This is a genomic window from Leisingera sp. (genome assembly GCF_034669605.1).
Taxonomy (GTDB): Bacteria; Pseudomonadota; Alphaproteobacteria; order Rhodobacterales; family Rhodobacteraceae; genus Leisingera.
Genome location: NZ_JAXMOX010000058.1, coordinates 1 through 23,684, shown reverse-complemented (window position 1 = coordinate 23,684; position 23,684 = coordinate 1). Strand labels below are relative to the sequence as shown.

The following is a 23,684-nucleotide window of genomic DNA, read 5'->3' as shown; positions in this document are numbered from 1 at the left end:
AGGCGGAAAAGCCCGACCTCAAGATCGGCGTCGCCGGCTGTGTCGCCCAGGCCGAGGGCGAGGAGATCATGCGCCGCCAGCCGCTGGTGGATCTGGTGGTCGGCCCGCAAAGCTATCACCGCCTGCACGAGATGGAAGCCAAGACGCGGGAGGGGGAGAAGGTGCTGGATACCGATTTCCCCGAGGAAGACAAGTTCGAAAAGCTCAAGAACCGCCCCAAGGCCAAGCGCGGCCCGACGGCGTTTCTGACCGTGCAGGAAGGCTGTGACAAATTCTGTGCCTTCTGCGTGGTGCCCTATACCCGCGGTGCCGAGGTGTCGCGCCCGGCGGACCGCATTCTGACCGAAGCCCGCGATCTGGTGGAGCGCGGCGTGCGCGAAATCACCCTTCTGGGTCAAAATGTGAACGCCTATCACGGAGCCGGCCCCAATGGCGACCTGACCCTGGCGCAGCTGATCTGGGAACTGGACAAAGTCGACGGGCTGGAGCGTATCCGCTTCACCACCTCGCATCCCAATGACATGCAGGATGACCTGATCGAGGCGCATGGCACCTGCGCCAAGCTGATGCCCTATCTGCATCTGCCGGTGCAGGCGGGATCGGACAAGATCCTGAAGCGGATGAACCGCAGCCATACCGCCGAAAGCTACCTCCGCCTGATTGAGCGCATCCGCGCCGCGCGGCCCGACATCCTGATCTCCGGCGACTTCATTGTCGGCTTTCCGGAAGAGACCGAGGAAGATTTCCAGGCCACCATGGATCTGGTGGAAGAAGTAAAATACGGCACTGCCTATTCCTTCAAATATTCGACCCGCCCAGGCACCCCGGCTGCCGAACGTGCGCAGGTCGATCCGGCCGCGGCCGACGACCGGCTGCAGCGCCTGCAGGCTCTGCTGACCAAGCAGCAGCGTGAGGTGCAGGACAGCATGGTTGGCCGCGAGGTTGGCGTTCTGTTTGAAAAGGCGGGCCGTCTTCCGGGGCAGATGGTTGGTAAATCCGACTACCTCCATGCTGTACATGTCGCTGATTGCAATCGTGCGGCGGGCGACCTGGCCCGGGTGCGCATCATTTCCTCTGGTGCAAATTCACTGGCAGGGGAATTGATCGGCTGAAGCTCCCGCCGCAGCGCGAATCTTTAATCCTCCTTTATAGAAACTGTTGTACATCCGTTTCTCCGGATTGCGCAGGTGAGTCCCGATTGCATCGGTTCCGGCGACAATTTCCCTTGGCTGCTTTAAGTGTCCCGAGAAATGCGATTAATCTGCACGGAATAACTTTCAATTTAGCAGGTATATTACATAAATTTCAGATAGTTTGTCCCTTATGGCCTGAGCGGTGGGCACATTAGCGGCAAGCGCGCTGGGGGAACTTAGGTGAAGGAAATCTGGTTGTGTTGACTTACAAATTTGACAAAGCGATTGCGCTGGCCGCCGCTGCTGCGGCCGCACTCAGCATCGCCGCCGCGCCTGCCAGCGCGCAATCCGGGCAGCGGACCATCAAGGGCGAGCGCTATGTTCCCACCATCTGGGTTGACCCGGACGGCTGTGAACATTGGGTGATGGATGACGGAGCCGAAGGGTTCATGACACCGCATGTGACGCCGGATGGCAAGCCGGTCTGCCGCCGCGGCAATATCTGCGGCGTGGTGCCGGCAGATCAGTTTTTCGCCACGGACAAACACCACATCAATGCAGCAGGCCGCCAGCGTCTGGGGGAATTTTTCCAGCAGGCAAAATCCAATGGCGCCCGCGCTTTTGTCATTGCCGGCCACACCGACAGCCGGGCATCGGATGAATACAATATCCGCCTGTCCGAGCGCCGCGCCCATGCCGTGGCTCAGGCGGGCCGTTCGGTGGGCGCGCGGATCAGCGATGTGCGCGCCTATGGTGAACGTGATCCGCGGGTGCCCAACACCAGTGCCGGAAACATGGCGCAAAACCGTCGCGTCGAAATCTATTGCCTGCGCTGAGGGGACAAAATCATGCTGATGCGTAAAACACTTGTGCTCCTTGCCGCTGCCGCCGCTGTATCGGGCTGCACGGATGCCTTTGACAAAACCCGCGACCAGCACGCCGGCGATGGCTCCTCCAGCCATCTGTCGAACATGACAGCCGGCATCTGGGTGGATCCGCAGGGCTGCGAACATTGGATCATCGACGATGGTCTTGAAGGCTACGCCGATCTGCGCCGCACACCGGACGGCAAGCCGGTCTGCAACAGCAACCTGCCGCGCAATGTTGCCACTGGGCCGTTCAAGAGCGGCTCCACCTTTGCCGACCCGCTGTAGGAAACACTGACAACCGTGATTTGCAGCCGCCCTCCCGGGCGGCTGTTTTGTTTCGATTGCGTGAATTTCTGCCGCTGGATCTTGCGCAGAATTCACTTCGCAGGCAGACTGAAGCTGTAACCTCTGACTAAGGAGATCAGCTTGGCCATCAGTGCCCTGAATGACGCGCAAGACCAGTCCGCAACCCACGAAGTGCTGCTGGAATTTCCCGACAACCGATTGCTGATCGACCTGTGCGGCGAATACGACCGCAACCTGGCTGACATAGAACAGAAACTGGGCGTGCAGATTGTCCGCCGCGGCAACCAGCTGTCCGTGATGGGGGAGGATTCCGCGCGGGAACAGGCGGCAGCTGTGCTGACGGCGCTGTATGACCGGCTGGAAACCGGGCGCAGCGTCGAAACCGGCGATATCGACCGCGAACTGCGGATGAGTCCCGAAGCCGAGAGCGCCGAACCTGACGGCCAGTTGCAAATGTTCCGCGGCGGCCGGGTGGAAATCAAGACCCGCAAGAAACTGGTGGAACCGCGCACCGAAGCACAGAAGGCCTATGTGCATTCTCTGTTCGAAAACGAACTGGCCTTCGGCATCGGCCCGGCCGGCACCGGCAAGACCTATCTCGCCGTGGCCGTCGGTGTTTCCATGTTCATCACCGGCCATGTCGACCGCATCATCCTGTCCCGTCCGGCGGTGGAAGCGGGCGAAAAGCTCGGCTACCTGCCCGGAGATATGAAGGATAAGGTTGATCCTTATATGCAGCCTTTGTACGACGCGCTGAACGACTTCCTGCCGGAAAAACAGGCAGCCAAGCTGATCGAGGAGAAACGCATCGAAATCGCGCCGCTTGCTTTTATGCGGGGACGCACCCTGTCCAATGCCTTTGTGGTGCTGGATGAGGCGCAGAATGCGACCACCATGCAGATGAAGATGTTCCTGACCCGTCTGGGTGAAGGCTCGCGTATGGTGATCACCGGCGACCGCACCCAGATCGACCTGCCGCGCGGGGTGCAATCGGGCCTGGCCGATGCCGAACGGCTGCTAAAGGCGATTCCCAAGATCAGCTTCAACTACTTCACCGCCCGCGACGTGGTCCGCCACCCCCTTGTGGCGGCGATCATCGAGGCCTATGACGCCGATGTAAAATCGACCTGAGGCCTGAAGCCGCCGCGCTCTTTTCATCTATCCGGAAATACTCCGGGGGTGCGGGGGCCAGCCCCCGCATTGACAGGCAGGACATGACGCTCGACATCACCATCGAAGACAGCCGCTGGCAGGAAGCCGGGCTTGAGGCACTGGCCGGCGAGGCCGTCTCAGCGGTTCTGGCGCATTTCGTGTTGGACCGGGAGGACTGCGAAATCTCTCTTCTGGCCTGCGATGATCTGCGCATTGCCGGTCTCAACGCAGAATTCCGGGAAAAAGATAAGCCGACAAACGTGCTTAGCTGGCCCACCGAGGATCTGGCCGCGGAGGCGGATGGCGGCACCCCGGCGCGGCCCGAGGCCGATTTCACCGGCGAATATCCGCTGGGCGACATTGCGGTGTCTTACGACACTTGCGCCCGTGAAGCCGCGGCAGCAGGAAAGCCGCTGGGCGATCATACCCGCCATTTGATCGTTCATGGAATGTTGCATCTTCTCGGGTATGATCACATTCGTGAGCGCGATGCCGCACTGATGGAAGAGATTGAGGTGCAGCTACTTGGCAAAATGGGTGTCGCGAACCCATATATGAGTGAGGACGCCTCATAAGCGAGGCATTTGGATAGGATCAATGGGCGACATAGAAGGCAGTTCTAACGCGGCGCAGGGCGCGCTGCAGAACATAAATGGCACGGCAGCGGAAGCGCCGGCCGCCGGGAAAACCAGGTTCTGGGCACGGCTTTTCGGGGCATTAAGCTCGGAGCCGCTGCCCCAAGAAGACAGTGGCCGCGAACAGCCCGCTGCCGGGACGGAACCGCCCGGCATGATGAACTTGCGCCGGCTGCGGGTCGAGGATGTTGCGATCCCCTCTGCGGAAATCGCTGCCGTGCCGGTCTCGATCGCCAAGAAAGACCTTGTTGGCATTTTCCGCGAAAGCGGGTTTACCCGGATTCCGGTATATGAGGGCACGCTGGACACGCCACTGGGCTTTGTCCACCTCAAGGATTTCTCCCTGAATCATGGCTTCAACGGCGGCACGTCGGATTTCGAACTGTCCCAAATGCTGCGCCCGCTGCTGTTCGTACCGCCGTCGATGCCGATCGGCGTGCTGCTGACCAAAATGCAGGCCGAGCGCCGTCATATGGCGCTGGTGATCGACGAATACGGCGGCGTTGACGGGCTTGTCACCATCGAGGATCTGATCGAGCAGGTCGTCGGCGAGATCGAGGATGAGCACGACGCGGATGAGCTGCAGACCTGGTTCGAGGAAAAACCGGGATGCTACATCGCGCTTGCCCGTACGCCGCTGCCGGAGTTTGAAACCGAGATCGGCCAGTCTCTGACCAGCCACGATGACGTTGACGAAGAGGAGATCGAGACCCTGGGCGGGCTGGTCTTCATGCTCTCGGGCCGGGTGCCTGCCCGCGGCGAGGTGATCGAACACCCCGAAGGCGCCGAATTTGAAGTGATGGATGCCGACCCCCGGCGGATCAAGCGGTTGCGGGTCCGGCTGCCGGACGCCGCCGCATGATGACAGTCAGGCTGCGGCCGGCGGTGCGGCAGCTCCGGCCGGCCCGGGCCGGGCTGGCCTTTGGCGGCGGCGCGCTGGCGTCTTTGGCCCTTGCCCCCTGGAGCTTTTGGATCGGCCTGCCTGTTGCCTTAGGGGCCGCAGGCTGGCTGGCGCTGCAGGCTGCCACGGTGCGGACGGCGATGCTGGCCGGCTGGCTGTTCGGGCTGGGGTATTTTGCTTTTGGCCTGTCCTGGATCCTTGAACCTTTTCAGATCGACCCGGAACGCCATGCCTGGATGGCGCCATTTGCGCTGTTCTTTCTGGCGGGCGGGCTTGCGTTGTTCTGGGGGGCGGCCTTTGGACTGGCGGTTCGGTTCAGCACCGGCGCCTGGAGGATCCCGATGCTGGCGGCCGCCTGGTCCTTGGCGGAACTTGGCCGCGCCTATCTGCTGACTGGCTTTCCCTGGGCGGCTTTCGGCCAGTTCTGGATCGACACGCCTGCTGTGAATCTGTTGCCTTGGACCGGCCCGCAGGGGCTGGCGCTGCTGACACTTGCGGCCTTCTTGCCGCTGGCATTGCTGCGGCAGGCCCCGGCTGGAGCCTTGGCGCCGCTGGGTCTGGCGGCAGCCGCCGTTTTTGCCGCTCCCGCGCCGCCGCAGACATATCCAACAGGCAAGACCGTGCGAATCGTTCAGCCCAACGCACCGCAGGATTTGAAATGGCACCCGGATCACCGCTGGGAATTTGTCCGCCGCGCTGTTGCTTTTTCTGCCGGAACACCGCGCCCGGACCTGATTGTCTGGCCGGAAACCGCGGTGCCGCAGCTGCTTAATTATGCGGATGACACCCTGCGGGCCCTTTCCGAAAACGCGGGCGGGGTTCCGGTGCTTCTAGGCATCCAGCGGGAAGAGGCGGGCGCTTATTACAATTCTGCAGTGCTGCTAGACGCGGATGGCCAGCCCGCCGCCGCCTATGACAAGGCGCACCTGGTGCCGTTCGGCGAATATGTGCCGTTTGGCGACGTTATGGCCCGGTTCGGGATCTATGGCTTCGCATCGCAGGCTGGGGCAGGTTATGCCGCCGGGCCGGGGCCGCAGGTAATGGATCTTCCTATCGGCAGCGCCTTGCCGCTGATCTGCTATGAGGCTGTTTTTCCACAGGATGTGAGCGCCGCAGACACCCGCCCGGACATGCTGGTGCAGCTCACCAACGATGCTTGGTTCGGCACCCGCTCCGGCCCTTACCAGCATCTGGTGCAGGCGCGGATGCGGGCGCTGGAGCAGGGGCTGCCGATGATCCGCGCCGCAAACACCGGGGTTTCGGCGATGATTGCGCCGGATGGGGGGATGCTGGACAGCCTGCCATTGGGAGAAGCAGGGTATATCGATGCCGACCTGCCCGCACCGCTGCCGCCGACGTTCTACAGCCGCACCGGTGACTGGCCGGTGTTCCTGCTGTGCCTGTTCGGCGCAGTGGCCGGATTCTTTTGCTCCCGCGCCCTTGCTCCGCGGTCATAGCGGGTTAACTCTAAACGAATATTGATTGACCCGCGCGGATGAGCCGCGTACTGCGGCCTGATACCTGCCACAACGGCTTCCTGGCGTGGCGGGCTGAACCCAATGGAGCACTCTTTTCATGACCCGTATGAACTACACTTTCACTTCGGAATCGGTTTCCGAAGGCCACCCGGACAAGGTTTGCGACCGCATTTCCGATGCGGTGCTGGACGCGTTCCTGGCGGAGGAGCCCGAAGCACGGGTGGCAGCTGAGACTTTCGCCACCACCAACCGTGTTGTCATCGGGGGCGAGGTTGGCCTGTCCGATCAGGACAAGCTGCACGACTACATGGGCAAGATTGACGAGATCACCCGTGCCTGCATTAAGGACATCGGCTACGAGCAGGACAAGTTCCACCACGAAACCGTGGAAGTGACCAACCTGCTGCACGAGCAGTCCGCGCATATCGCCCAGGGCGTGGATGCGTCCGGTGATAAGGACGAAGGTGCCGGCGATCAGGGTATCATGTTCGGGTTTGCCACCAATGAAACCGATGCGCTGATGCCTGCGCCGATCCAGTATTCCCACGCGATCCTGCGGCGCCTGGCGGAAGTGCGCAAAAACGGCACTGAGCCCGCGCTGGGCCCGGATGCCAAGTCGCAGCTGTCCGTGGTCTATGAGGGCGGCAAGCCGGTGGGCGTCAGCTCGCTGGTGCTGTCGACCCAGCATCTGGACGAAAGCCTGACCTCGGCCGACATTCGTGCGCTGGTGGAACCCTACATCCGTGAAACGCTGCCCGAAGGCTGGCTGACGGACGCCACCGAATGGCATGTGAACCCGACCGGCAAGTTTGTGATCGGCGGCCCGGACGGCGACGCTGGCCTGACCGGCCGCAAGATCATCGTGGATACCTACGGTGGTGCGGCCCCGCATGGCGGCGGCGCGTTTTCCGGCAAGGATCCGACCAAGGTGGACCGGTCGGCAGCCTATGCCGCGCGCTATCTGGCCAAAAACGTGGTCGCTGCGGGCATGGCAGAGAAATGCACCATTCAGCTGTCTTATGCCATCGGCGTGTCCAAGCCGCTGTCGATCTATGCCGACACGCACGGCACCGGAGAAGTGGATGCCGCAGCGATTGAGAAGGCGATCGACCAGGTGATGGATCTGACCCCACGCGGCATCCGTTCGCATCTTGGCCTGAACAAGCCGATTTATCAGCGCACGGCTGCTTATGGCCATTTCGGCCGCAACCCGGAAGCGGACGGCGGCTTCAGCTGGGAGCGCACCGACCTCGCTGAGGCGCTGAAGAAAGCGGTCTGAAACCGGACTGACCAAAACAGCAGAGCGGGCCGCGAGGTCCGCTCTTTTTCGTTTGGGAGATGCTCTCGCCCGTTTCGGTGCATTCAGGGGCTGCGCCTCATCCGTTGGGTCCAGCGCGGTGCTGCAGCGCGGCGGACCGGTCAGCATTGCTGACCGGATGTTTAGCGCGCGAAACATTGCGGCAGAATGGCTGACCTTTTTTCAGGCTGGAAGACACAGGCGGGCTGCACCATATTGCAAGGCAGTGTGTTTCCAAGTGCCGGGTTCGTAATGTTGCGGGTGATGATTGTTTTTTTCTATCTGGTTCTGGCGTCGGCTGCAGCCGCCAAAGAAGCCTTGCCGCAAAAGTTCAGCCTGCAAGGCAGAACGCTGGTTTATGACACGGAACGGGAAGCGGATGAGGAACTGGCGGAAATCACCGAACAGGATATCGGGCGCCTGCAGGAGATCCTGAAGAAAAACCCGGAAATCACAGAGCTGCAGCTCAACAGCGTCGGCGGCAGTATTTTTGCCGGGGAAGAAATTGCCGGGCTGGTGCTGGACTACGGGCTTGACACCTCGGTTGACGGGGAGTGTATCAGCGCCTGTGTTGATGTCTTTCTGGCCGGCAGCCGGAGGCGGATGACAATCGGGTCCAAAATCGGCTTCCACCAGCGCAGCTGGTCGGCGGCAGAAGTGCATAAATACTACCGGAGCGAGCGGAAAGCGCAGCGCTGGGCGACGCCTTTTGAGTTCGGCTCGTGGATCTATTTGGATACGCAGCAGGAGATTTTTGACCATCTCAGCTATATGGTGGAGCGCGGCGTTGATCCTGGTTTTGCGATCGAGACACTGCGGACGGATCCCAACGGGGAATGGTATCCCAGCCGTCTACGGTTGATTGCAGCAGGGGTTTTGCGGGAGGTTCTGCCGGGCCGGCGCCCCTAGCCGGCTTGACTCCGGCTTGACCTGGGGCGCCGCTTGCGGCAGAGCAGCGGCCAGCCTTTCAAGAGACGCCCTGAACAGGAGCCCAGACGCATGTCCGGCGACCAAACGCCCCGCGACGACCAGCCCAAGCTAGCCCGGCCCGCTGCCGCCAATGCGGCCGATAAACACGCCAGCGGCGCGCCTTGGCGCAACTTCTATGGCCGCTTCAAAGGCAAGACCTTGAAGGACAGCCAGAAGCGCTACCTGAACGAGGATCTGGCGAGCCTCAGTCCCGGCGCCGTGGACTGGGATGTAAACCCGGACCGAACGCCGCTTGACCTTGATGCGCTGTTCGGCGGCAAGGATGTCTGGCTTGAAATCGGCTTTGGCGGCGGCGAGCACCTGGTGCATCAGGCCGCAAGCAACCCGGATGCAGGGATCATCGGCGCCGAGCCTTTTATCAACGGCGTGGCAATGCTGCTGGGCAAGATCCGCAAAGCCGGTGCAGATAGTATTGCGGTGCATCCCGGTGACGCGCGTGATCTGATGGATGTGCTGCCCGAGGCCTCGATTTCGCGTGCCTTCCTGCTGTATCCGGACCCCTGGCCCAAGGCCCGCCATCACCGCCGCCGCTTTGTGACGCAAGAGCATCTGGAGCCGCTGGCCCGCTGCCTGAAGCCGGGCGCGGTCTTCCGGGTGGCCACCGATATTCCCGACTATGTGCGCCAAACCCTGGAGGAGGTGCCGAAAGCCGGCTTTGAATGGCTGGCAGAAGGGCCGGCCGACTGGCGCAAGTCCTGGGATGACTGGATTTCCACCCGCTATGAGCAAAAAGCCCTGCGCGAAGGCCGTACGCCGCATTACCTGACCTTCCGCCGCCTGGGCTGAGGGGGCGGGCCGGCAGCGGCCAAAGGCTCTGGACCGTCCAGCACCAATCCGATACCGATAGCGCCAACGTATGCAAGCAGCGACAGACGAAGGAAGCCCCATGTCCGGACACGGCACGCCCATCCCGATGACCTCGCACCGTGCTGACCCGCTCAAGGGCGTGGCAGAGGTGCCCGGCGACAAGTCGATCTCGCACCGTTCGCTGATCCTGGGGGCGCTGTCGGTGGGGGAGACCAGGATCACCGGCCTTTTGGAGGGCGAGGACGTTCTGGACACTGCCAAGGCGATGCAGGCCTTTGGCGCCGAGGTGGTGAACCACGGCGGCGGCAACTGGTCTGTGTTCGGCGTCGGCGTTGGCGGTTTTGCCGAGCCGGGCAACGTGATCGACTGCGGCAATTCCGGCACCGGGGTGCGGCTGATCATGGGGGTGATGGCCACCTCGCCGATCACTGCGACCTTCACCGGCGATGCCTCGCTGAACAAGCGCCCGATGGCGCGGGTCACTGATCCTCTGGCGCTGTTCGGCACCCAGTCCGTGGGCCGCTCCGGCGGGCGGCTGCCGATGACCATTGTCGGCGCGGCGGACCCGGTTCCGGTCCGCTATGAGGTGCCGGTGCCGTCGGCGCAGGTGAAATCCGCGGTGCTGTTTGCCGGCCTCAACGCGCCCGGCAAGACCGTGGTGATCGAAAAGGAAGCCACCCGCGACCATACCGAGCGGATGCTGGCGGGTTTCGGTGCCGAGATCACCACCGAGGATACTGAAGAGGGCCGCGTCATCACCCTGACCGGCCGACCCGAGCTGAAGCCGCAGGTTATCGCGGTGCCGCGCGATCCGTCATCGGCTGCTTTTCCGGTCTGCGCCGCGCTGATCACGCCTGGCTCTGACGTGCTGGTGCCGAACATCGGGCTGAACCCGACCCGGGCGGGCCTCTACTACACCCTGCAGGACATGGGCGCGGATCTGACGTTTGAAAACATGCGCGAGGAGGGCGGCGAGCCGGTCGCAGATCTGCGTGCGAAATACTCGCCCGACATGAAGGGCATCGAAGTGCCGCCAGCACGCGCCGCTTCGATGATCGACGAATATCCGGTGCTGTCGGTGGTTGCTTCCTTTGCGGAAGGCAAGACCATGATGGCCGGGGTCAAAGAACTGCGGGTCAAGGAAAGCGACCGGATCGATGCGATGGCCAAGGGCCTGCGCGCCAACGGCGTGACGGTTGAAGAGGGCGAAGATTGGTGGGAGGTCACCGGTCTGGGCATCTCCGGTGTGCCGGGCGGCGGCACCTGTGAAAGCGTCCTGGACCACCGCATCGCCATGTCCTTTATGGTGATGGGCATGGGCGCGCAGAAGGCGGTTTCGGTCGATGATGGCGGTCCGATTGCCACGTCCTTCCCGATCTTTGAGAGCCTGATGGGCGGATTGGGCGCCAAGCTGGAGCGCGCATGAGCGAAAGTTACACCATAGCCGTTGACGGGCCGGCTGCTGCTGGCAAGGGCACGTTGTCCAAGGCACTGGCGGCCCATTACGGTTTCGGCCATTTGGACACCGGCCTGCTGTACCGCGCCGTCGGGGCAAAAATGCTGGATGGCGCGGCCCCGGTCGAGGCGGCGGTGAACTTGACACCCGAGGAGCTGGCGCGCGATGACCTGCGCGGGCCGGAGGTGGCGCAGGCAGCCTCCAAGGTGGCAGTGATCGCCGAAGTCCGCGCCGCACTGGTGGATTTCCAGCGGGCCTTTGCCCGTCGCGCAGGTGGTGCGGTGCTGGACGGGCGCGATATCGGCACTGTGATCTGCCCATATGCGCAGGTGAAGTTTTTTGTCACTGCCAGCGCCGAAGTCCGTGCCCGGCGGCGGTTTCTTGAACTGGCCGCGGCCGGCAAGGTGACCACGCTGGACGAGGTTCTGGGCGATGTGAAGGCCCGGGACGAGCGGGACATGAACCGCGCCGAGGCGCCGCTCCGCCCGGCACCGGATGCCATCCTGATCGACACCAGCGATCTGAGCATCGAGGAGGCCTTGGCCAAGGCCATCGAGGTGATCGAAGCCCGCCGCGAGGCCGGTGAAACACTGGCGTAAACATCACCGATCCAAAAAAACCCGCAGCTGACGCATCAGCCGCGGGGGCAAGGGCAAGTGGTACAGAGTGCGCTGACAGCTGTGTGCTTGTTCCGGTCCGATTGGCGGTCTGCGGTTTTTGCGGGCCCCGCCGCATCTTCCAGGAAGGCCGCGCGGGTGGCGGCGTTCAGGCACAGTTTGCCATCGTTCACCGGATACTGGCCCGGGTCTCCATCGAACTTTTCGCCGACCGATACGCCGTAGGAGAAGAAGCTGCCGTGCGGCGGCCGTTCCCGCCGGCCTAGCCCTTTGTGGAGGAAGCCTGACGCGGCGGCGCAGCAGCCTGTGGGCCTGTATCTGCAAGGACGCGCCGTATGGGCCAAAGTATTCGGAACTGCCGATGGCTTGGGGGCGGCTTGGCCGGACCGTCAATGCGGCCCATGCGGTCCGCACGTTGACAGGTACGAATTTCAGCCCGTACCCCGGTCACGGCAATAAATTTCGTCACAGCGGAGCGGGAAAAATACGCGCCAAGCCGTGTTTGGCAGAATAAGGTCGCTGCATTCAGCCTGGGGGAACGCATATGACCAGCTTTCAGGACCGCCTGACCGCGCTGCGCCGGAACTTCCACCGGCATCCGGAACTTGGCTTTCAGGAGGACCGGACCAAGGCCAAGGTGGCACAGCATCTGCGCAGTCTCGGGCTGGAGGTGCATGAAGGGATTGGCGTTGTCGGCTTGCTGCGGGCCGGCACAGGAAACCGGGCCATCGGGCTGCGGGCTGATATGGATGCGCTGCCGATAGCAGAAATCTCCACCCATGATTATGGTTCTGTAACGCCCGGAAAAATGCATGCCTGCGGCCATGACGGCCATATGACGATGCTTCTGGGCGCCGCCGAACGGCTGGTGCAGGAGCAGGGGTTTGACGGCACTGCTGTGTTCCTCTTCCAGCCCAACGAAGAACACGGGCTGGGGGCGCAGGCAATGATTGCAGAAGGCGTGCTGGAGCGGTTTCCGATTGAGGAGGTTTATGCCATCCACAATCTGCCGGGGGCGCCGGTGGGGCAGATCTCGACCCGGGCGGGCCAGATCTGCAGCAGCGAGAGCCTGTTTGAAATCGCAATCAAAGGGCGGGGCGGCCATGCTTCGATGCCGCAAGCCGGGGTCGACGCGATCACTGTCGGGGCCGAGATGGTGCTGGCATTGCAGACCATCGTCTCGCGCAAGCTGGTGCCGGGGGCGGGCGCGGTTGTGTCGGTCACAGAATTCCTGACCGACGGCCAGCGCAATGTGCTGCCGGGCCAAGCGGTGCTGAAGGGCGACGTGCGCGCACGCATGCCTGCGGACCGCGCGGCAATAGAACGCTTCATGCGCCAGATTGCTGCCGGTGTTGCTGCCACCCATGCGGTGGAAGCCGAGATGAGCTTCAACACCGAATTCAGAGAGACCATCAACGCGGCAGGCCCGGCCGAGGCTGCCTGCCGCGCAGGCGAGGCTGCGGGCTGCGAGGTGATCCGCGACCGCCCGCCGATGAGCTTCTCTGAGGATTTTGCCCATTTCGCCAACGCGGTGCCCGGCTGCTTCCTGCTGCTGGGCAATGGCGAGGAGGGCGCGCACGGCCAGCCGCTGCATGCGGCGGATTATGATTTCAACGACGCTCTGCTGCCGATTGGCGCCGAGTTCTGGGTGCAGCTGGTGCGTGACCGGCTGCCAGAGGGAAAGGACTGACGATGCTTGAACAATTTGCCGTTGCCCTGCGCCACACGGCAGGAAACCCAAAGTCCGGCGACGCCGCCTATACCGTTTTGTCCGAACAGGATTTCTCCGGTGCCTGTGCGGAAATCACCGCCTGGGAGGGCTATGAAGGGACGCCGCTGGTGTCGCTGCCGGGCTTGGCTGAAAAAATCGGCGTGGGCCGGATTGACTACAAACACGAAGGGCCGCGGTTCGGGCTGGGCAGCTTCAAGGCGCTGGGCGGGTCATATGCCGCTCAGCGGGTTCTGCAGCGCGAGCTGAGCCGCCGGCTGGGCAAGGACGTCAGCCTGGAGGAGATCCGCAAGGGCGCCCACAAGGACGCCTGCGCCGGCATCACCCTGGTGTCTGCCACTGATGGCAACCATGGCCGCTCGCTGGCCTGGGGCTGCCTGCGGTTCGGCGCGCCCTGCCGGATTTACATCCATGCCGAGGTCAGCGAAGGCCGGGCCGTCGCCATGCGCGAATTGGGCGCCGAGGTGATCCGGATCGCTGGCGATTATGACGACTCGGTTCTGCTGGCCAAAAAGGAGGCGGAGGAAAACGGCTGGTTCGTGGTCTCTGACACCTCCTGGGAGGGCTATACCGAACCGCCGCGCGATGTGATGGCAGGCTATGGCGTGATGGCCCGCGAAGTCTGCGAAGCGCTGGAGCAGGCGCCGACCCATGTGTTCCTGCAGGGCGGTGTCGGCGGGCTGGCGGCCTCGGTCGCCGCGGCACTGCGGCAGATTTATGCTGTGCAGGCACCGCGGGTTGTGATTGTTGAACCCGAATTGGCGGCCTGCCTGTTTGACAGTGCGTGCAACGGCAAGGCGACCAATTTCGCAATTCAGGAAGAGACCATCATGGCGGGCCTCTCGTGCGGCGAACCTTCTGAAATGGCGTGGGAAATCCTGGCAGAAGAAGCCTCGGACTTTTTGACCATCCCCGACAGCATTGTCGCCCCCGCAGTGCGGCTGCTGGCCAATGCGGAAACCGGCGATCCGGCGGTTGAGGCCGGCGAAAGCGCCGTGGCGGGGCTGGCTGCCTTGATCGCGGCATGCCAGTCTGCCGGGATGAAGAATACGCTGGGTCTGGATGAAAACGCGCGCGTGCTGCTGATTGGTTCCGAAGGTGTCACCGACCCGGCGATCTATGCCGCGATCATGGCAGGAAGGGACAATGTCTAAGGTGCCGGTGCGCGGTTTTCCGGAGGCGGAGTTTGCCGCGCGGACCCAAAAGGCGCAGACGCGGATGGCACAGCAGGGGTTGGATGGGCTTTTATTGCTGACAGAGGCAGAGGTCCGCTATTTCAGCGGTTTTCATACGCTGTTCTGGCAAAGCCCGACCCGGCCCTGGTTCCTGTTTGTGCCGCCTGAGGGCAAGCCCGTCGCGATCATCCCGGAAATCGGCGCTGACCTGATGCGCCGCACCTGGATCGAGGACATCCGCAGCTGGAGCGCGCCTGCACCGGAGGACGACGGCATCAGCCTGCTGACAGAGCTGCTGTCGCCGATTGCCGGGCGCGGTGGCAGTGTCGGTATCATGAAAGGCCATGAAACCGCGCTGCGGATGCCATTGGGCGACTATGAACGCTTAATGGCAGGCCTGCCGGGACTGAGTATCGCGGATGCAACGCCGCTGGTGCGCAGCCTGCGGATGGTGAAATCCACAGCGGAGATCGAAAAGCTGAGCCATATCTGCGCCATCGGCTCGCGCAGTTTTGCGCAGGTCCCGCAGATCGCCCATGAGGGGCAGCCGTTCGACGATCTGTTCCGCGCCTTCCGCCGCGAAGCACTGGCGCAGGGTGCGGACGACGTGCCCTATCTGGTCGGCGGCGCCGATCAAGGCGGCTACAGCGATGTGATCTCGCCGCCGACCAGCCGGCCGCTGCAGGCGGGCGACATCGTGATGCTGGACACCGGTTCGACCTGGGACGGCTATTTCTGCGATTTTGACCGCAACTTTGCCATCGGCCGCGCCGATGATCTGTCGCGCCGGGCTTATGATGTGCTGTGGCGGGCGACCGAGGCCGGGATTGCTGCTGCCAAACCGGGGGCGACCTGCCGGGATCTGTTCCAGGCCATGCAGTCCGTGATTGCGGAAATGGACGATCAGGGCGGCGATGTCGGCCGCCTGGGCCACGGGCTGGGGATGCAGCTGACCGAATGGCCCTCGCACGCGGCTTTTGACGATACGGTGATCGAGGAAAACATGGTGCTGACGCTGGAACCCTCGCTCGGCTACGGCGATGGCCGTATCATGGTCCATGAGGAGAACATCGTGGTGCGGGCAGATGGCGCAGACCTGCTGACAACCCGCGCCGCGCCTGAACTGCCGGTGATCTGAAGGAGGATCCGCGATGAAGCTCCCTTATGACACGGACGCCGGCATCGGCACTCGCGCCACGCTGGGTGTGATCGTGCTGGAAACCGATGAGACGCTGGAGCCGGAGTTCTCCCGGATGATGGCGCGGGAAGGGGTGGCGCTTTATCACAGCCGCATTCCGATGGCACCGGAGATCCGTCCGGAAACGCTGGCGCGGATGCTGGCGGACCTGCCGGCCTCGGCCCGGCTGCTGCCGTCCTCGCGGGACTTTGATGTGATTGGCTATGGCTGTACCTCGGCGTCGACGGTGATCGGCTCAGCCCAGGTGGCTGAGGCGGTGCAGACGGTCCTGCCCAAGGCCAGGGTGACCGACCCGCTGGCGGCAATCATCGCGGCGGGCCGGGCGCTGGGCGCCTCCCGGCTGGGGTTCGTCACGCCTTACCTGCCAGAGGTTTCTGCGCAGATGCGGTCCAATTTGGAAGACGCGGGGTTTGCAATCGCAGGCTTCGGCTCGTTTGAGGAAGTGGACGACCGGGTGGTGGCGCGGATCACCGAGGCGGCAATTTCGGACGCCGCCAAGCAGGTGGTAAAAGAGGGCGATTGCGATGCCATTGTGATTTCCTGCACCAATCTGCGCTGCCTGCGGGTCATTCCGGAGATTGAGGCACAGACCGCGGTGCCCGTTGTCTCCAGCAACCAGGCACTGGCCTGGCACATGCTGCGCCTTGCTGGTGTCACAGAGCGTCAGCCGCAATTCGGCAGGTTGTTCACACGGGGGCTGGCGCCCTGATAGATACAATGGTTAGGGATTTGTCAGCTGGCATTTTTGGTTCTGAGCCGGTTTTCAGTGCCGCGCAAACTGCGCTTGTAATCCCTGCGCAGATCGCCGCAGATTGCCAGTCGAAATCTGTCTTGTGCCTGCAAGGATGCCCAAATGCCTGCCACCCGTCCCAAGACCGGCCCCGCAAACCGGAACGTCCTGTTCATCATCATTGACCAGCTGCGGGCAGATTGCGTGTTCGGCGCGCTGGCCAGGCATGTGGAGCTGCCGAACATCCGCGCATTCATGAAGGATGCGGTGACGTTCAAACGGCATTTCTCGGTGACCAATCCTTGCGGCCCGTCGCGTGCCTCGATCCTGACCGGGCAGTATGCGATGAACCACCGGTCGGTGCGCAATGGCACGCCTCTGCGCCACGACACGCCGAACATTGCCACCGAGATGCGCAAGGCCGGCTATATGCCGATGCTGTTCGGCTATACCGACACCTCGCAGGATCCGCGCGCCTTTGACGCCAATGACCCGGCGCTGCGGACCTATGAATTTCCGATGAACGGCTTTCATGAGATGACCGAGATGCGGATGGAGATGTCCTATCCTTGGCAATCGCATCTGATGAACCGGGGCTACGGGTTCGAAAATTACTGGGACGTCTACAAACCGGTTTCACCCGATGGCGGCGCACCGAAACTGAACGATCCTGCGCTTTATGCGGCGGAGGACAGCGATACCGCGTTCCTCACCAATTCCTTTCTGGGCAAGATGACTGCCTATCACAAGGAAAGCTGGTTTGCCCATCTGACCTATATCCGGCCGCACCCGCCGCTGGTGGCGCCGGCGCCCTATAACACGATGTATGATCCCGCCAGCCTGCCGCTGCCGGTGCGTCTGAACAGCCCAGAGGCTGAGTGCAGCCAGCATCCCTTCTTTGATCCGCTGCTGCGCAACAGCGCTATCGCGGGCATTGTTGAGGGGTTCCCGGTTCTGGAGCCGACCGATGACAATATCCGCACCCTGCGCGCGCTCTACCTGGGGCTGGCGAGTGAGGTGGACCACCATGTCGGGCGGGTGATACGGTTCCTCAAGGATAGCGGCCAGTATGACAACACCATGGTGGTGATCACGGCAGATCATGGCGAGATGCTGGGCGACCGCCATTCCTGGGGCAAGATGACGGTCTATGACGCGGCTTATCACACGCCGCTGATCATCCGGATGCCGGGTAATGAGGACAATGCCGGTGCCTGCCTCAGCCAGATCACCGAGTCGATCGATGTGACGCCGACCATTCTGGACTGGGCCGGGCTGAAGATCCCGAACTCGATGGACGGGCGGTCGCTGCTGCCGCTGTTGCAGGGAGACGACCCGCAGGACTGGCGCCAGTATTCCTTCTCGGAGCTGGATTTCTCGGAGCCGCAGAAGCCGACGCTGTGGCAGCAGGCGCTGGGCACCTCCCCAAGCGACAGCTGTCTGGGGATCCTGCGCGATGCGCGGTTCACGCTGGTCGAGTTTGCCTCTGATCTGCCGCCGATGCTGTTTGACAGCGAAGGGCAGGGGGAGCTGGAGAATGTGGCCGGACAGCCGGCATATGCCGCTGATCTGAACCGGCTGACGCGGTTGATGCTGCGGCACCGGATGAAAAACATGGATCATACGCTGTCGCTTATGTCGATCACCCCGGATGGCGTACGCGCCGTGTCCCGGGTTCCAGGGCAGAGATCCTGACCGCAGCCTGCTGCAGCTCGCAACGCATGACGTAAGGCGCCCCGGATCCCAGACCGCAGACCGGGCGCTGCCTGACTGATGTGTTGTGCTTAGACAAACCAGTCGTCGGTCAGGCTATCACCCGGCTTCACCCCTCTCAGATAGGCGATCTGAAACGCATCGTCACCGCCCTCGCCGTCGGCGTCATACTCCAGCCAGACCGTACGGCTGTCGCTGAGGCTCAGCTTGCCGCTGGACAGGGCGTCGCCAAGGCTGGCGCCCAGATCCAGAAGCAGCCCGTCTATGTCGAGGGCATCTCCATCGCGTAGTTTGAAATCGCCGATGGTATCCCCTGCGTCCTCGGCCGCGGTAAAGACAAACACATCGGCATCTCTGCCGCCCTTGAGGTAGTCCGCCCCTGCACCGCCTTCCAGCCGGTCCAGGCCGGAGCCACCATCGAGCGTGTCCATTCCGGCGCCGCCCGAAAGTTCATCGTCTTCCGAACCGCCTTTGATCTTGTCGGTGCCGTCGCCGCCGCTGAGGGTGTCATTGCCACTGTTGCCTTTCAGGAGATCGGTACCTTCCTGGCCGCTGAGGCTGTCGTCCCCTTTGCCGCCATCCAGTTTGTCGTCCCCGGCACCGGCCAACAGCGTATCGTTCCCTTTGCCGCCTTTGATCTGGTCCATGCCGCTGCCGCTGCTGAGCATATCATTGCCGTCGCCGCCATCAGCCCTATTCTTGCCGTCGCCAGCCGAGAGCGTGTCATCCCCCATGCCGCCTTTCAGATTGTCCTCCCCGGCGCCGCTGGTGATCAGGTCGTTCCCGTTGCCGCCATCCAGCTTATTGGTGCCGTCACCGGCGTATATCGTGTCATTGCCATCACCGCCTTTAATGCGGTCCTGTTCGCTGCCACCGGACAAGCTGTCGTCGCCTTCACCACCGTCCAGTTTGTTTTCGCCATCGCCGGCGTACAGCGTGTCAGCTCCCTCGCCGCCAGCCAGCTTGTCGTTGCCGCTGCCTGAGGTGAGAGCATCATCCCCGGCGCCGCCGTCCAGCTTGTTGTCTCCATCACCGGCAGACATAGTGTCGTTGCCATCGCCGCCTGACATTTTGTCATTGCCGCTGCCGCTGGACATGCTGTCATTGCCGCCGCCACCTTCCAGTCTGTTTGTGCCCTCGCCGGCCGCCATCGTATCATGGCCTTCGCCGCCTGACAGAAGGTCTTTGTCACTGCCGCCGGTAATGGCGTCGTCACCTTCGCCGCCGTCGATCCGGTTCTTGCCATCGCCGCCGTCCAGATTGTCATTCCCGCCGCCGCCATAAATCCGGTCTGCACCGGCTCCGGCCGTGACAGTGTCATCGCCGTCTTCACCGGACAGGAAGTTTCTCCCGCTGCCGCCATGGAGCGTGTCATTCCCGCCGCCGCCATAGATATTGTCGTTGCCGTCTGCGGCGGTCAGGCTGTCATCGCCCAGGCCGCCATTGATTTTGTTGTTGCCGATGCCGCCGTCCAGCGTATCATTGCCGCCGCGCCCCTCCAGAAGATCGTTGCCGCCACGGCCTTCGATCAGATTTGCAAGCTCGTTGCCGTAGCCCTTATCTGACCCGCTGCCGAGAATGGCGTTCTCAATCTCGGAGCCGTCACTGATTGTCAGGCTCTTGGAACCTATTTTTCCGGCTGCCCCGCTTGCCAGGTCGACTGTCGAGATCCGCGTGACAGCACTAAGGTCCAGGGTGTCAATTCCGCCATTCGTGTCAGTGACGGTTCCAAGCTGCTGGGTCCATTGCGTCGCGAAGGTGTCGTCAAATACATATGTGTTTTCAATGGTTTTCGGAGTTGGATCCGGGTCAGGAGTCGGGTCCGGGTCCGGGTCAGGAGTCGGGTCGGGGTCCGGTGCCGGATCGGGTGCCGGGTCCGGATCAGGTGTGGGGTCCGGTGCCGGCCCCGGGGTTGCGGAAGTGTTGATGATCTCTGCCGGGTTGGCATCCTCGGTCACGCCGGCAAGAAAGACTAAAAGGGTATTGCTGCCACCATGAGAAATCTTCAGCCATGATCCGCCGCTGCCGGCCTGCAGCGTAACGACGCCGTCGCCTGCGGGATCATCTCCTCCATAGCCAATTGCTTGCAGCAGTTGCGCGATGCTGACCCTGTCGCCTGCTGCCAGATCAAAGTCAGCAATGGAATCGCCGGATTCGCTGAGGCTGCTGTATACGAACCGGTCTGCGCCGCTGCCGCCGGTAAGGAAGTCTGCGCCGCCGCCGCCGATCAAGGTATCGTTGCCGTCACCGCCCTCGATCTGGTCATTTCCGGCGCCGCTCTCCAGCTGGTTGGCCGCCGCGTTGCCTGTGATATGATCGATACCCGAACCGGTGACCGCGTTTTCGATCACGGTGCCGCGGGCAATGGCGAAATTGCCGGTCTTTCCGTTCAGGCTGGAAAAGACTTCCTCATTCAGATTCAATGTCTGATTGTAGGTGCGCGAGCCCAGGTCGATCAGGTCGATACCGCCAGTATCGACAATCGCCACGCCGAAGCCGCCGTTCAGATCCATGCCGAAGCGGCCAGTGGTTTGACCGTCACCATAAGTGGTGTTGCCCGTTTCGATGTTCACCGGCGTGCCGTAGAGATGGTGAACCGCCGCGATGTCAGCAAGCTGAGCGGTTGCGAGATAGGAAAATGAGGCATTCACTGCTGTATTTTCGGCTTGACTGAAATAGGACATGATCGACATTTGCCAGCTGTCATTGGCAAAATGCGCGTCCGAGCCGTAGCTGGCGCTGCCGTTGTAATTGCCGGTATGGCCCAGGCCGAGGGCGTGGCCGATCTCATGAATGTAAGTTTGCAGGTAGTAATTGCCGTACTGGGCCCATGCATCGTCGATATTGATGCTGGAGCTCAGAATTGTGCCATTGCTGACCGAGGAGCTGGCATAGGCCCCGGATTGGTTATCGTCGAAGGTGATCTTGGCGCTGCCGCTGGTTTCGACGAATTCAATTCCGGTGAGCGCGGTCCAGCTTTCCAGCGCCTTGCGTGCGGTATCTTTGCCGGTTCCATTCAGCCCGCTGAGGTTCACAGTGAGCTGACCGCCGGTTTCCACATCAAAGGACCGTTCTGTGCGGCCAGTCGACTGCCAGTATCCCTTGTACAGATATTCTGCCACCTGATCGACGGTATAGGTGGGTTTGCTGCCGGCCGGCTGGCCTGCTGAACCTGAGCCGCTGCTGGCGGTGTTTTCGGGAATTCTGTGATTGGCTTGACCGCAATATTCACACATGTCCGTGTTCCATCCTAGATCTATGAATTACAAAGGGAATTCAGTGTGCTGAAGCAACTTTCCGGCAAAGTCCGAGAGATCGTCCGCAGTCAGCTGCCCATCCATGACCGACTGTTCGATGACAGGGCCTTGGCCGCTGCGGCCGTCGCTGTGCTGCCAGGCCAGGCTGCCGGAGATCCAATCAGCCGCCTGGTTCTGTTCAACGAAACGCAGGGTCAGGTCTGCGCCGGTCTGCTGTCGGTCTGCAGCGGAAATCGTGGCACCGGGGAATGTCTTCTGCAAGCCGTTGGCCAGCGCTTTGCAGAGCGGCAGTTGCAGAGACCCGCTGTACTGCAGCTGAACAGTCCGCAACGGGCTGCCGGATACCGCAGTGCCAGTGATCAGCAGCTGGATTGCGCCGGAACAGCTGGAAAGATCTCCAGGTGAAGTCATTGGGAGTGTGCTCGCTCAGAAGGTCGAAGGATTAGGTTCAGTCCCGCGCCGTTCTGGCTGCAGCTTCAGGTTTAGCCGCCGATTGGGGCTAAATGGCGGTTGCGATCCTGGCAACATTAAGACGTCATTAACCGCCATTAACCATGCAGCAGGGAAAGGATGACAGCGCAGCCCTGTCGGCACCTGCGCTGTTATTGCAAATCATTCTCAATTTCATTGACAGTTGAGAATGATTTGCAATAACGATGCATCACAGACATCTTCAAAACGGAGAATCGGATGTTCCCGAACCTGCTCAAGACAGTTTCCGCCGCCGCTTTTGCGGCCGCTGCTGCCAGCGCTGCCATGGCTGAAGACAAGATGAAGGTGGTCACAACCTTTACCGTTCTGGCAGATATGGCGGCCAATGTGGCGGGGGATGCCGCCGAGGTGGTCTCGGTCACCAAGCCCGGCGCCGAGATCCACGGCTATGAACCGACGCCGCGCGATATCGTGCGGGCCTCCGATGCCGACCTGATCCTGTGGAATGGCATGAATCTGGAGCTGTGGTTCGAACAGTTCCTGTCCAACATGAAGGATGTGCCCTCGGTGACGCTGACCGATGGAATCGATCCGATCCCGATCGGGGCCGGCTCCTACGAGGGCAAGCCCAACCCGCATGCCTGGATGGGTCTGGATAACGCGCTGATCTACATAGACAATATCGTCGAGGCTTTTGCCGAGCACGATCCTGAAAACGCCGCCGTCTACGTCAAGAACGCCGGCGAATACAAGGACAGGCTGCGCGCCACGATTGAGCCGCTGCGCCGCGCCATTGCCGAAATTCCCGAAGACAAGCGCTGGCTGGTGACCTGCGAAGGCGCCTTCAGCTATCTGGCCCGCGACTTCGGCATGAAGGAGCTGTACCTGTGGCCGATGAACGCCGATCAGGTCGGCACCCCGCAGCAGGTGCGCGCGGTGATCGACGGGGTGCGCGCCAATGATATCCCGGTGGTATTCTGCGAAAGCACCGTCAACACCGCTCCGGCCGAGCAGGTGGCCCGTGAAACCGGCGTGGCCTATGGCGGTGAGCTTTATGTCGACTCGCTCAGCGAAGCGGACGGTCCGGTGCCCACCTATCTGGACCTGCTCAGGGTCACGTCCCAAACCGTGGCACGCGGTCTGACCGAGGTCACCAACTGAGCCTTTCAATGAATATGCTTTTGCCCCGCAGCACGTGCTGCGGGGCGTTTCATTTCACAAAGCACATATTCTGTGTGTAACTCTGCAGGACAGCCCATGCTTGATGCCAGTGAGACCCGCATTATGAATGCCAGCGCCACGCCCGCCGATGACGGGATCGCCGCCAAGAACGTCACGGTGACCTATCGCAACGGCCATACCGCGCTGTGGGATGCCAGCTTTGCCATTCCCCGCGGCACCGTCACTGCTCTGGTTGGCGTGAACGGGGCGGGAAAGTCGACCCTGTTCAAGGCGATCATGGGGTTTGTACCGGCCGCGCAGGGCGAAATCAGCATTCTCGGCATGACGGTGAAGCAGGCCTTGCGCAAGAACCTGGTCGCCTATGTGCCGCAGTCCGAGGAGGTCGACTGGGCCTTTCCGGTGCTGGTCGAGGATGTGGTGATGATGGGCCGCTATGGCCATATGGGGTTCCTGCGCCGCCCCAAGGCGGCGGATCACGAGGCCGTCGAGCAGGCGCTGCACCGGGTCAACATGCAGGATTTCCGCCACCGCCAGATCGGCGAGCTGTCCGGCGGCCAGCGCAAGCGGGTGTTCCTGGCGCGTGCTTTGGCGCAGGACGGGCAGGTGATCCTGCTGGAAGATCGGAAG

The 23,684-nt window shown here is 62.3% G+C and carries 21 protein-coding genes and 1 riboswitch; of the genes, 19 read left to right on the top strand and 2 right to left on the bottom strand.

Annotated elements, in window-relative coordinates:
* From miaB to VOI29_RS09405, 17 genes are all read left to right on the top strand, one after another.
* Positions 1 to 1,112 (top strand): tRNA (N6-isopentenyl adenosine(37)-C2)-methylthiotransferase MiaB (gene miaB / locus VOI29_RS09485; RefSeq protein ID WP_323778173.1); only part of this gene is annotated, 1,112 nt, incomplete at its 5' end.
* Between the two features lie 278 nt (positions 1,113 to 1,390).
* On the top strand, positions 1,391 to 1,969 hold the full coding sequence (locus VOI29_RS09480; protein WP_416361505.1) for an OmpA family protein: 579 nt from the start codon (positions 1,391 to 1,393) through the stop codon (positions 1,967 to 1,969).
* Between the two features lie 18 nt (positions 1,970 to 1,987).
* On the top strand, positions 1,988 to 2,287 hold the full coding sequence (locus VOI29_RS09475; RefSeq protein ID WP_416361506.1) for a hypothetical protein: 300 nt from the start codon (positions 1,988 to 1,990) through the stop codon (positions 2,285 to 2,287).
* Between the two features lie 141 nt (positions 2,288 to 2,428).
* Positions 2,429 to 3,439, top strand: coding sequence for a PhoH family protein (locus VOI29_RS09470; protein ID WP_323778169.1), 1,011 nt, complete (start codon positions 2,429 to 2,431; stop codon positions 3,437 to 3,439).
* An 83-nt stretch (positions 3,440 to 3,522) separates the two neighbouring features.
* On the top strand, positions 3,523 to 4,035 hold the full coding sequence (ybeY, locus tag VOI29_RS09465) for an rRNA maturation RNase YbeY (RefSeq protein ID WP_323778167.1): 513 nt from the start codon (positions 3,523 to 3,525) through the stop codon (positions 4,033 to 4,035).
* A 22-nt stretch (positions 4,036 to 4,057) separates the two neighbouring features.
* Entirely contained in the window at positions 4,058 to 4,957 is a 900-nt protein-coding gene (locus VOI29_RS09460; protein ID WP_323778165.1) for a hemolysin family protein, read from the top strand.
* The gene (gene lnt / locus VOI29_RS09455; protein ID WP_323778163.1) at positions 4,954 to 6,453 is read left to right on the top strand and encodes an apolipoprotein N-acyltransferase; all 1,500 of its coding nucleotides are present in this window, start codon (positions 4,954 to 4,956) and stop codon (positions 6,451 to 6,453) included. The genes VOI29_RS09460 and lnt overlap by 4 nt, the downstream gene beginning before the upstream one ends.
* Before the next feature lie 61 nt (positions 6,454 to 6,514).
* Positions 6,515 to 6,563: riboswitch (SAM-SAH riboswitch) on the top strand.
* An 8-nt stretch (positions 6,564 to 6,571) separates the two neighbouring features.
* Positions 6,572 to 7,753 (top strand): methionine adenosyltransferase, encoded by a 1,182-nt coding sequence (gene metK, locus VOI29_RS09450; protein ID WP_323778161.1) that lies wholly within the window; start codon positions 6,572 to 6,574, stop codon positions 7,751 to 7,753.
* Between the two features lie 270 nt (positions 7,754 to 8,023).
* On the top strand, positions 8,024 to 8,680 hold the full coding sequence (locus tag VOI29_RS09445) for a hypothetical protein (protein WP_323778159.1): 657 nt from the start codon (positions 8,024 to 8,026) through the stop codon (positions 8,678 to 8,680).
* Positions 8,681 to 8,770: 90 nt separating this feature from the next.
* Entirely contained in the window at positions 8,771 to 9,547 is a 777-nt protein-coding gene (trmB, locus tag VOI29_RS09440) for a tRNA (guanine(46)-N(7))-methyltransferase TrmB (protein ID WP_323778157.1), read from the top strand.
* Positions 9,548 to 9,647: 100 nt separating this feature from the next.
* The gene (gene aroA / locus VOI29_RS09435; protein ID WP_323778155.1) at positions 9,648 to 10,994 is read left to right on the top strand and encodes a 3-phosphoshikimate 1-carboxyvinyltransferase; all 1,347 of its coding nucleotides are present in this window, start codon (positions 9,648 to 9,650) and stop codon (positions 10,992 to 10,994) included.
* Positions 10,991 to 11,623 carry a d(CMP) kinase gene (locus VOI29_RS09430; protein ID WP_323778153.1) on the top strand — a complete coding sequence of 211 codons (633 nt, stop codon included), beginning with the start codon at positions 10,991 to 10,993 and terminating at the stop codon, positions 11,621 to 11,623. The genes aroA and VOI29_RS09430 overlap by 4 nt, the downstream gene beginning before the upstream one ends.
* 562 nt (positions 11,624 to 12,185) lie before the next feature.
* Positions 12,186 to 13,331 (top strand): amidohydrolase, encoded by a 1,146-nt coding sequence (locus tag VOI29_RS09425; RefSeq protein WP_323778151.1) that lies wholly within the window; start codon positions 12,186 to 12,188, stop codon positions 13,329 to 13,331.
* Positions 13,332 to 13,333: 2 nt separating this feature from the next.
* A complete protein-coding gene (locus VOI29_RS09420) occupies positions 13,334 to 14,524 on the top strand; it encodes a diaminopropionate ammonia-lyase (protein WP_323778150.1) in 1,191 nt (396 codons plus the stop codon).
* Complete coding sequence (locus VOI29_RS09415; RefSeq protein WP_323778149.1) at positions 14,517 to 15,683, top strand: Xaa-Pro peptidase family protein; 1,167 nt, start codon at positions 14,517 to 14,519, stop codon at positions 15,681 to 15,683. Before VOI29_RS09420 ends, VOI29_RS09415 begins: the two co-directional genes overlap by 8 nt.
* Positions 15,684 to 15,696: 13 nt before the next feature.
* On the top strand, positions 15,697 to 16,452 hold the full coding sequence (locus VOI29_RS09410) for an aspartate/glutamate racemase family protein (protein WP_323778147.1): 756 nt from the start codon (positions 15,697 to 15,699) through the stop codon (positions 16,450 to 16,452).
* Between the two features lie 144 nt (positions 16,453 to 16,596).
* Positions 16,597 to 18,168, top strand: coding sequence for an alkaline phosphatase family protein (locus VOI29_RS09405; RefSeq protein WP_323778145.1), 1,572 nt, complete (start codon positions 16,597 to 16,599; stop codon positions 18,166 to 18,168).
* An 89-nt stretch (positions 18,169 to 18,257) separates the two neighbouring features.
* On the opposite strand, the gene VOI29_RS09400 is transcribed toward VOI29_RS09405, so the two are convergent.
* Together VOI29_RS09400 and VOI29_RS09395 are read right to left on the bottom strand one after the other, a co-directional pair.
* On the bottom strand, positions 18,258 to 21,422 hold the full coding sequence (locus VOI29_RS09400; RefSeq protein WP_323778143.1) for a M10 family metallopeptidase: 3,165 nt from the start codon (positions 21,420 to 21,422) through the stop codon (positions 18,258 to 18,260).
* Positions 21,423 to 21,449: 27 nt separating this feature from the next.
* The gene (locus tag VOI29_RS09395; protein ID WP_323778141.1) at positions 21,450 to 21,854 is read right to left on the bottom strand and encodes a hypothetical protein; all 405 of its coding nucleotides are present in this window, start codon (positions 21,852 to 21,854) and stop codon (positions 21,450 to 21,452) included.
* A 279-nt stretch (positions 21,855 to 22,133) separates the two neighbouring features.
* Here VOI29_RS09395 and VOI29_RS09390 point away from each other — a divergent pair, with 279 nt between their 5' ends.
* A complete protein-coding gene (locus VOI29_RS09390) occupies positions 22,134 to 23,036 on the top strand; it encodes a metal ABC transporter substrate-binding protein (RefSeq protein ID WP_323778139.1) in 903 nt (300 codons plus the stop codon).
* Between the two features lie 96 nt (positions 23,037 to 23,132).
* Positions 23,133 to 23,684, top strand: a 552-nt coding sequence (locus VOI29_RS09385; protein ID WP_323778138.1) for an ATP-binding cassette domain-containing protein, incomplete at its 3' end; no start/stop codon positions are given.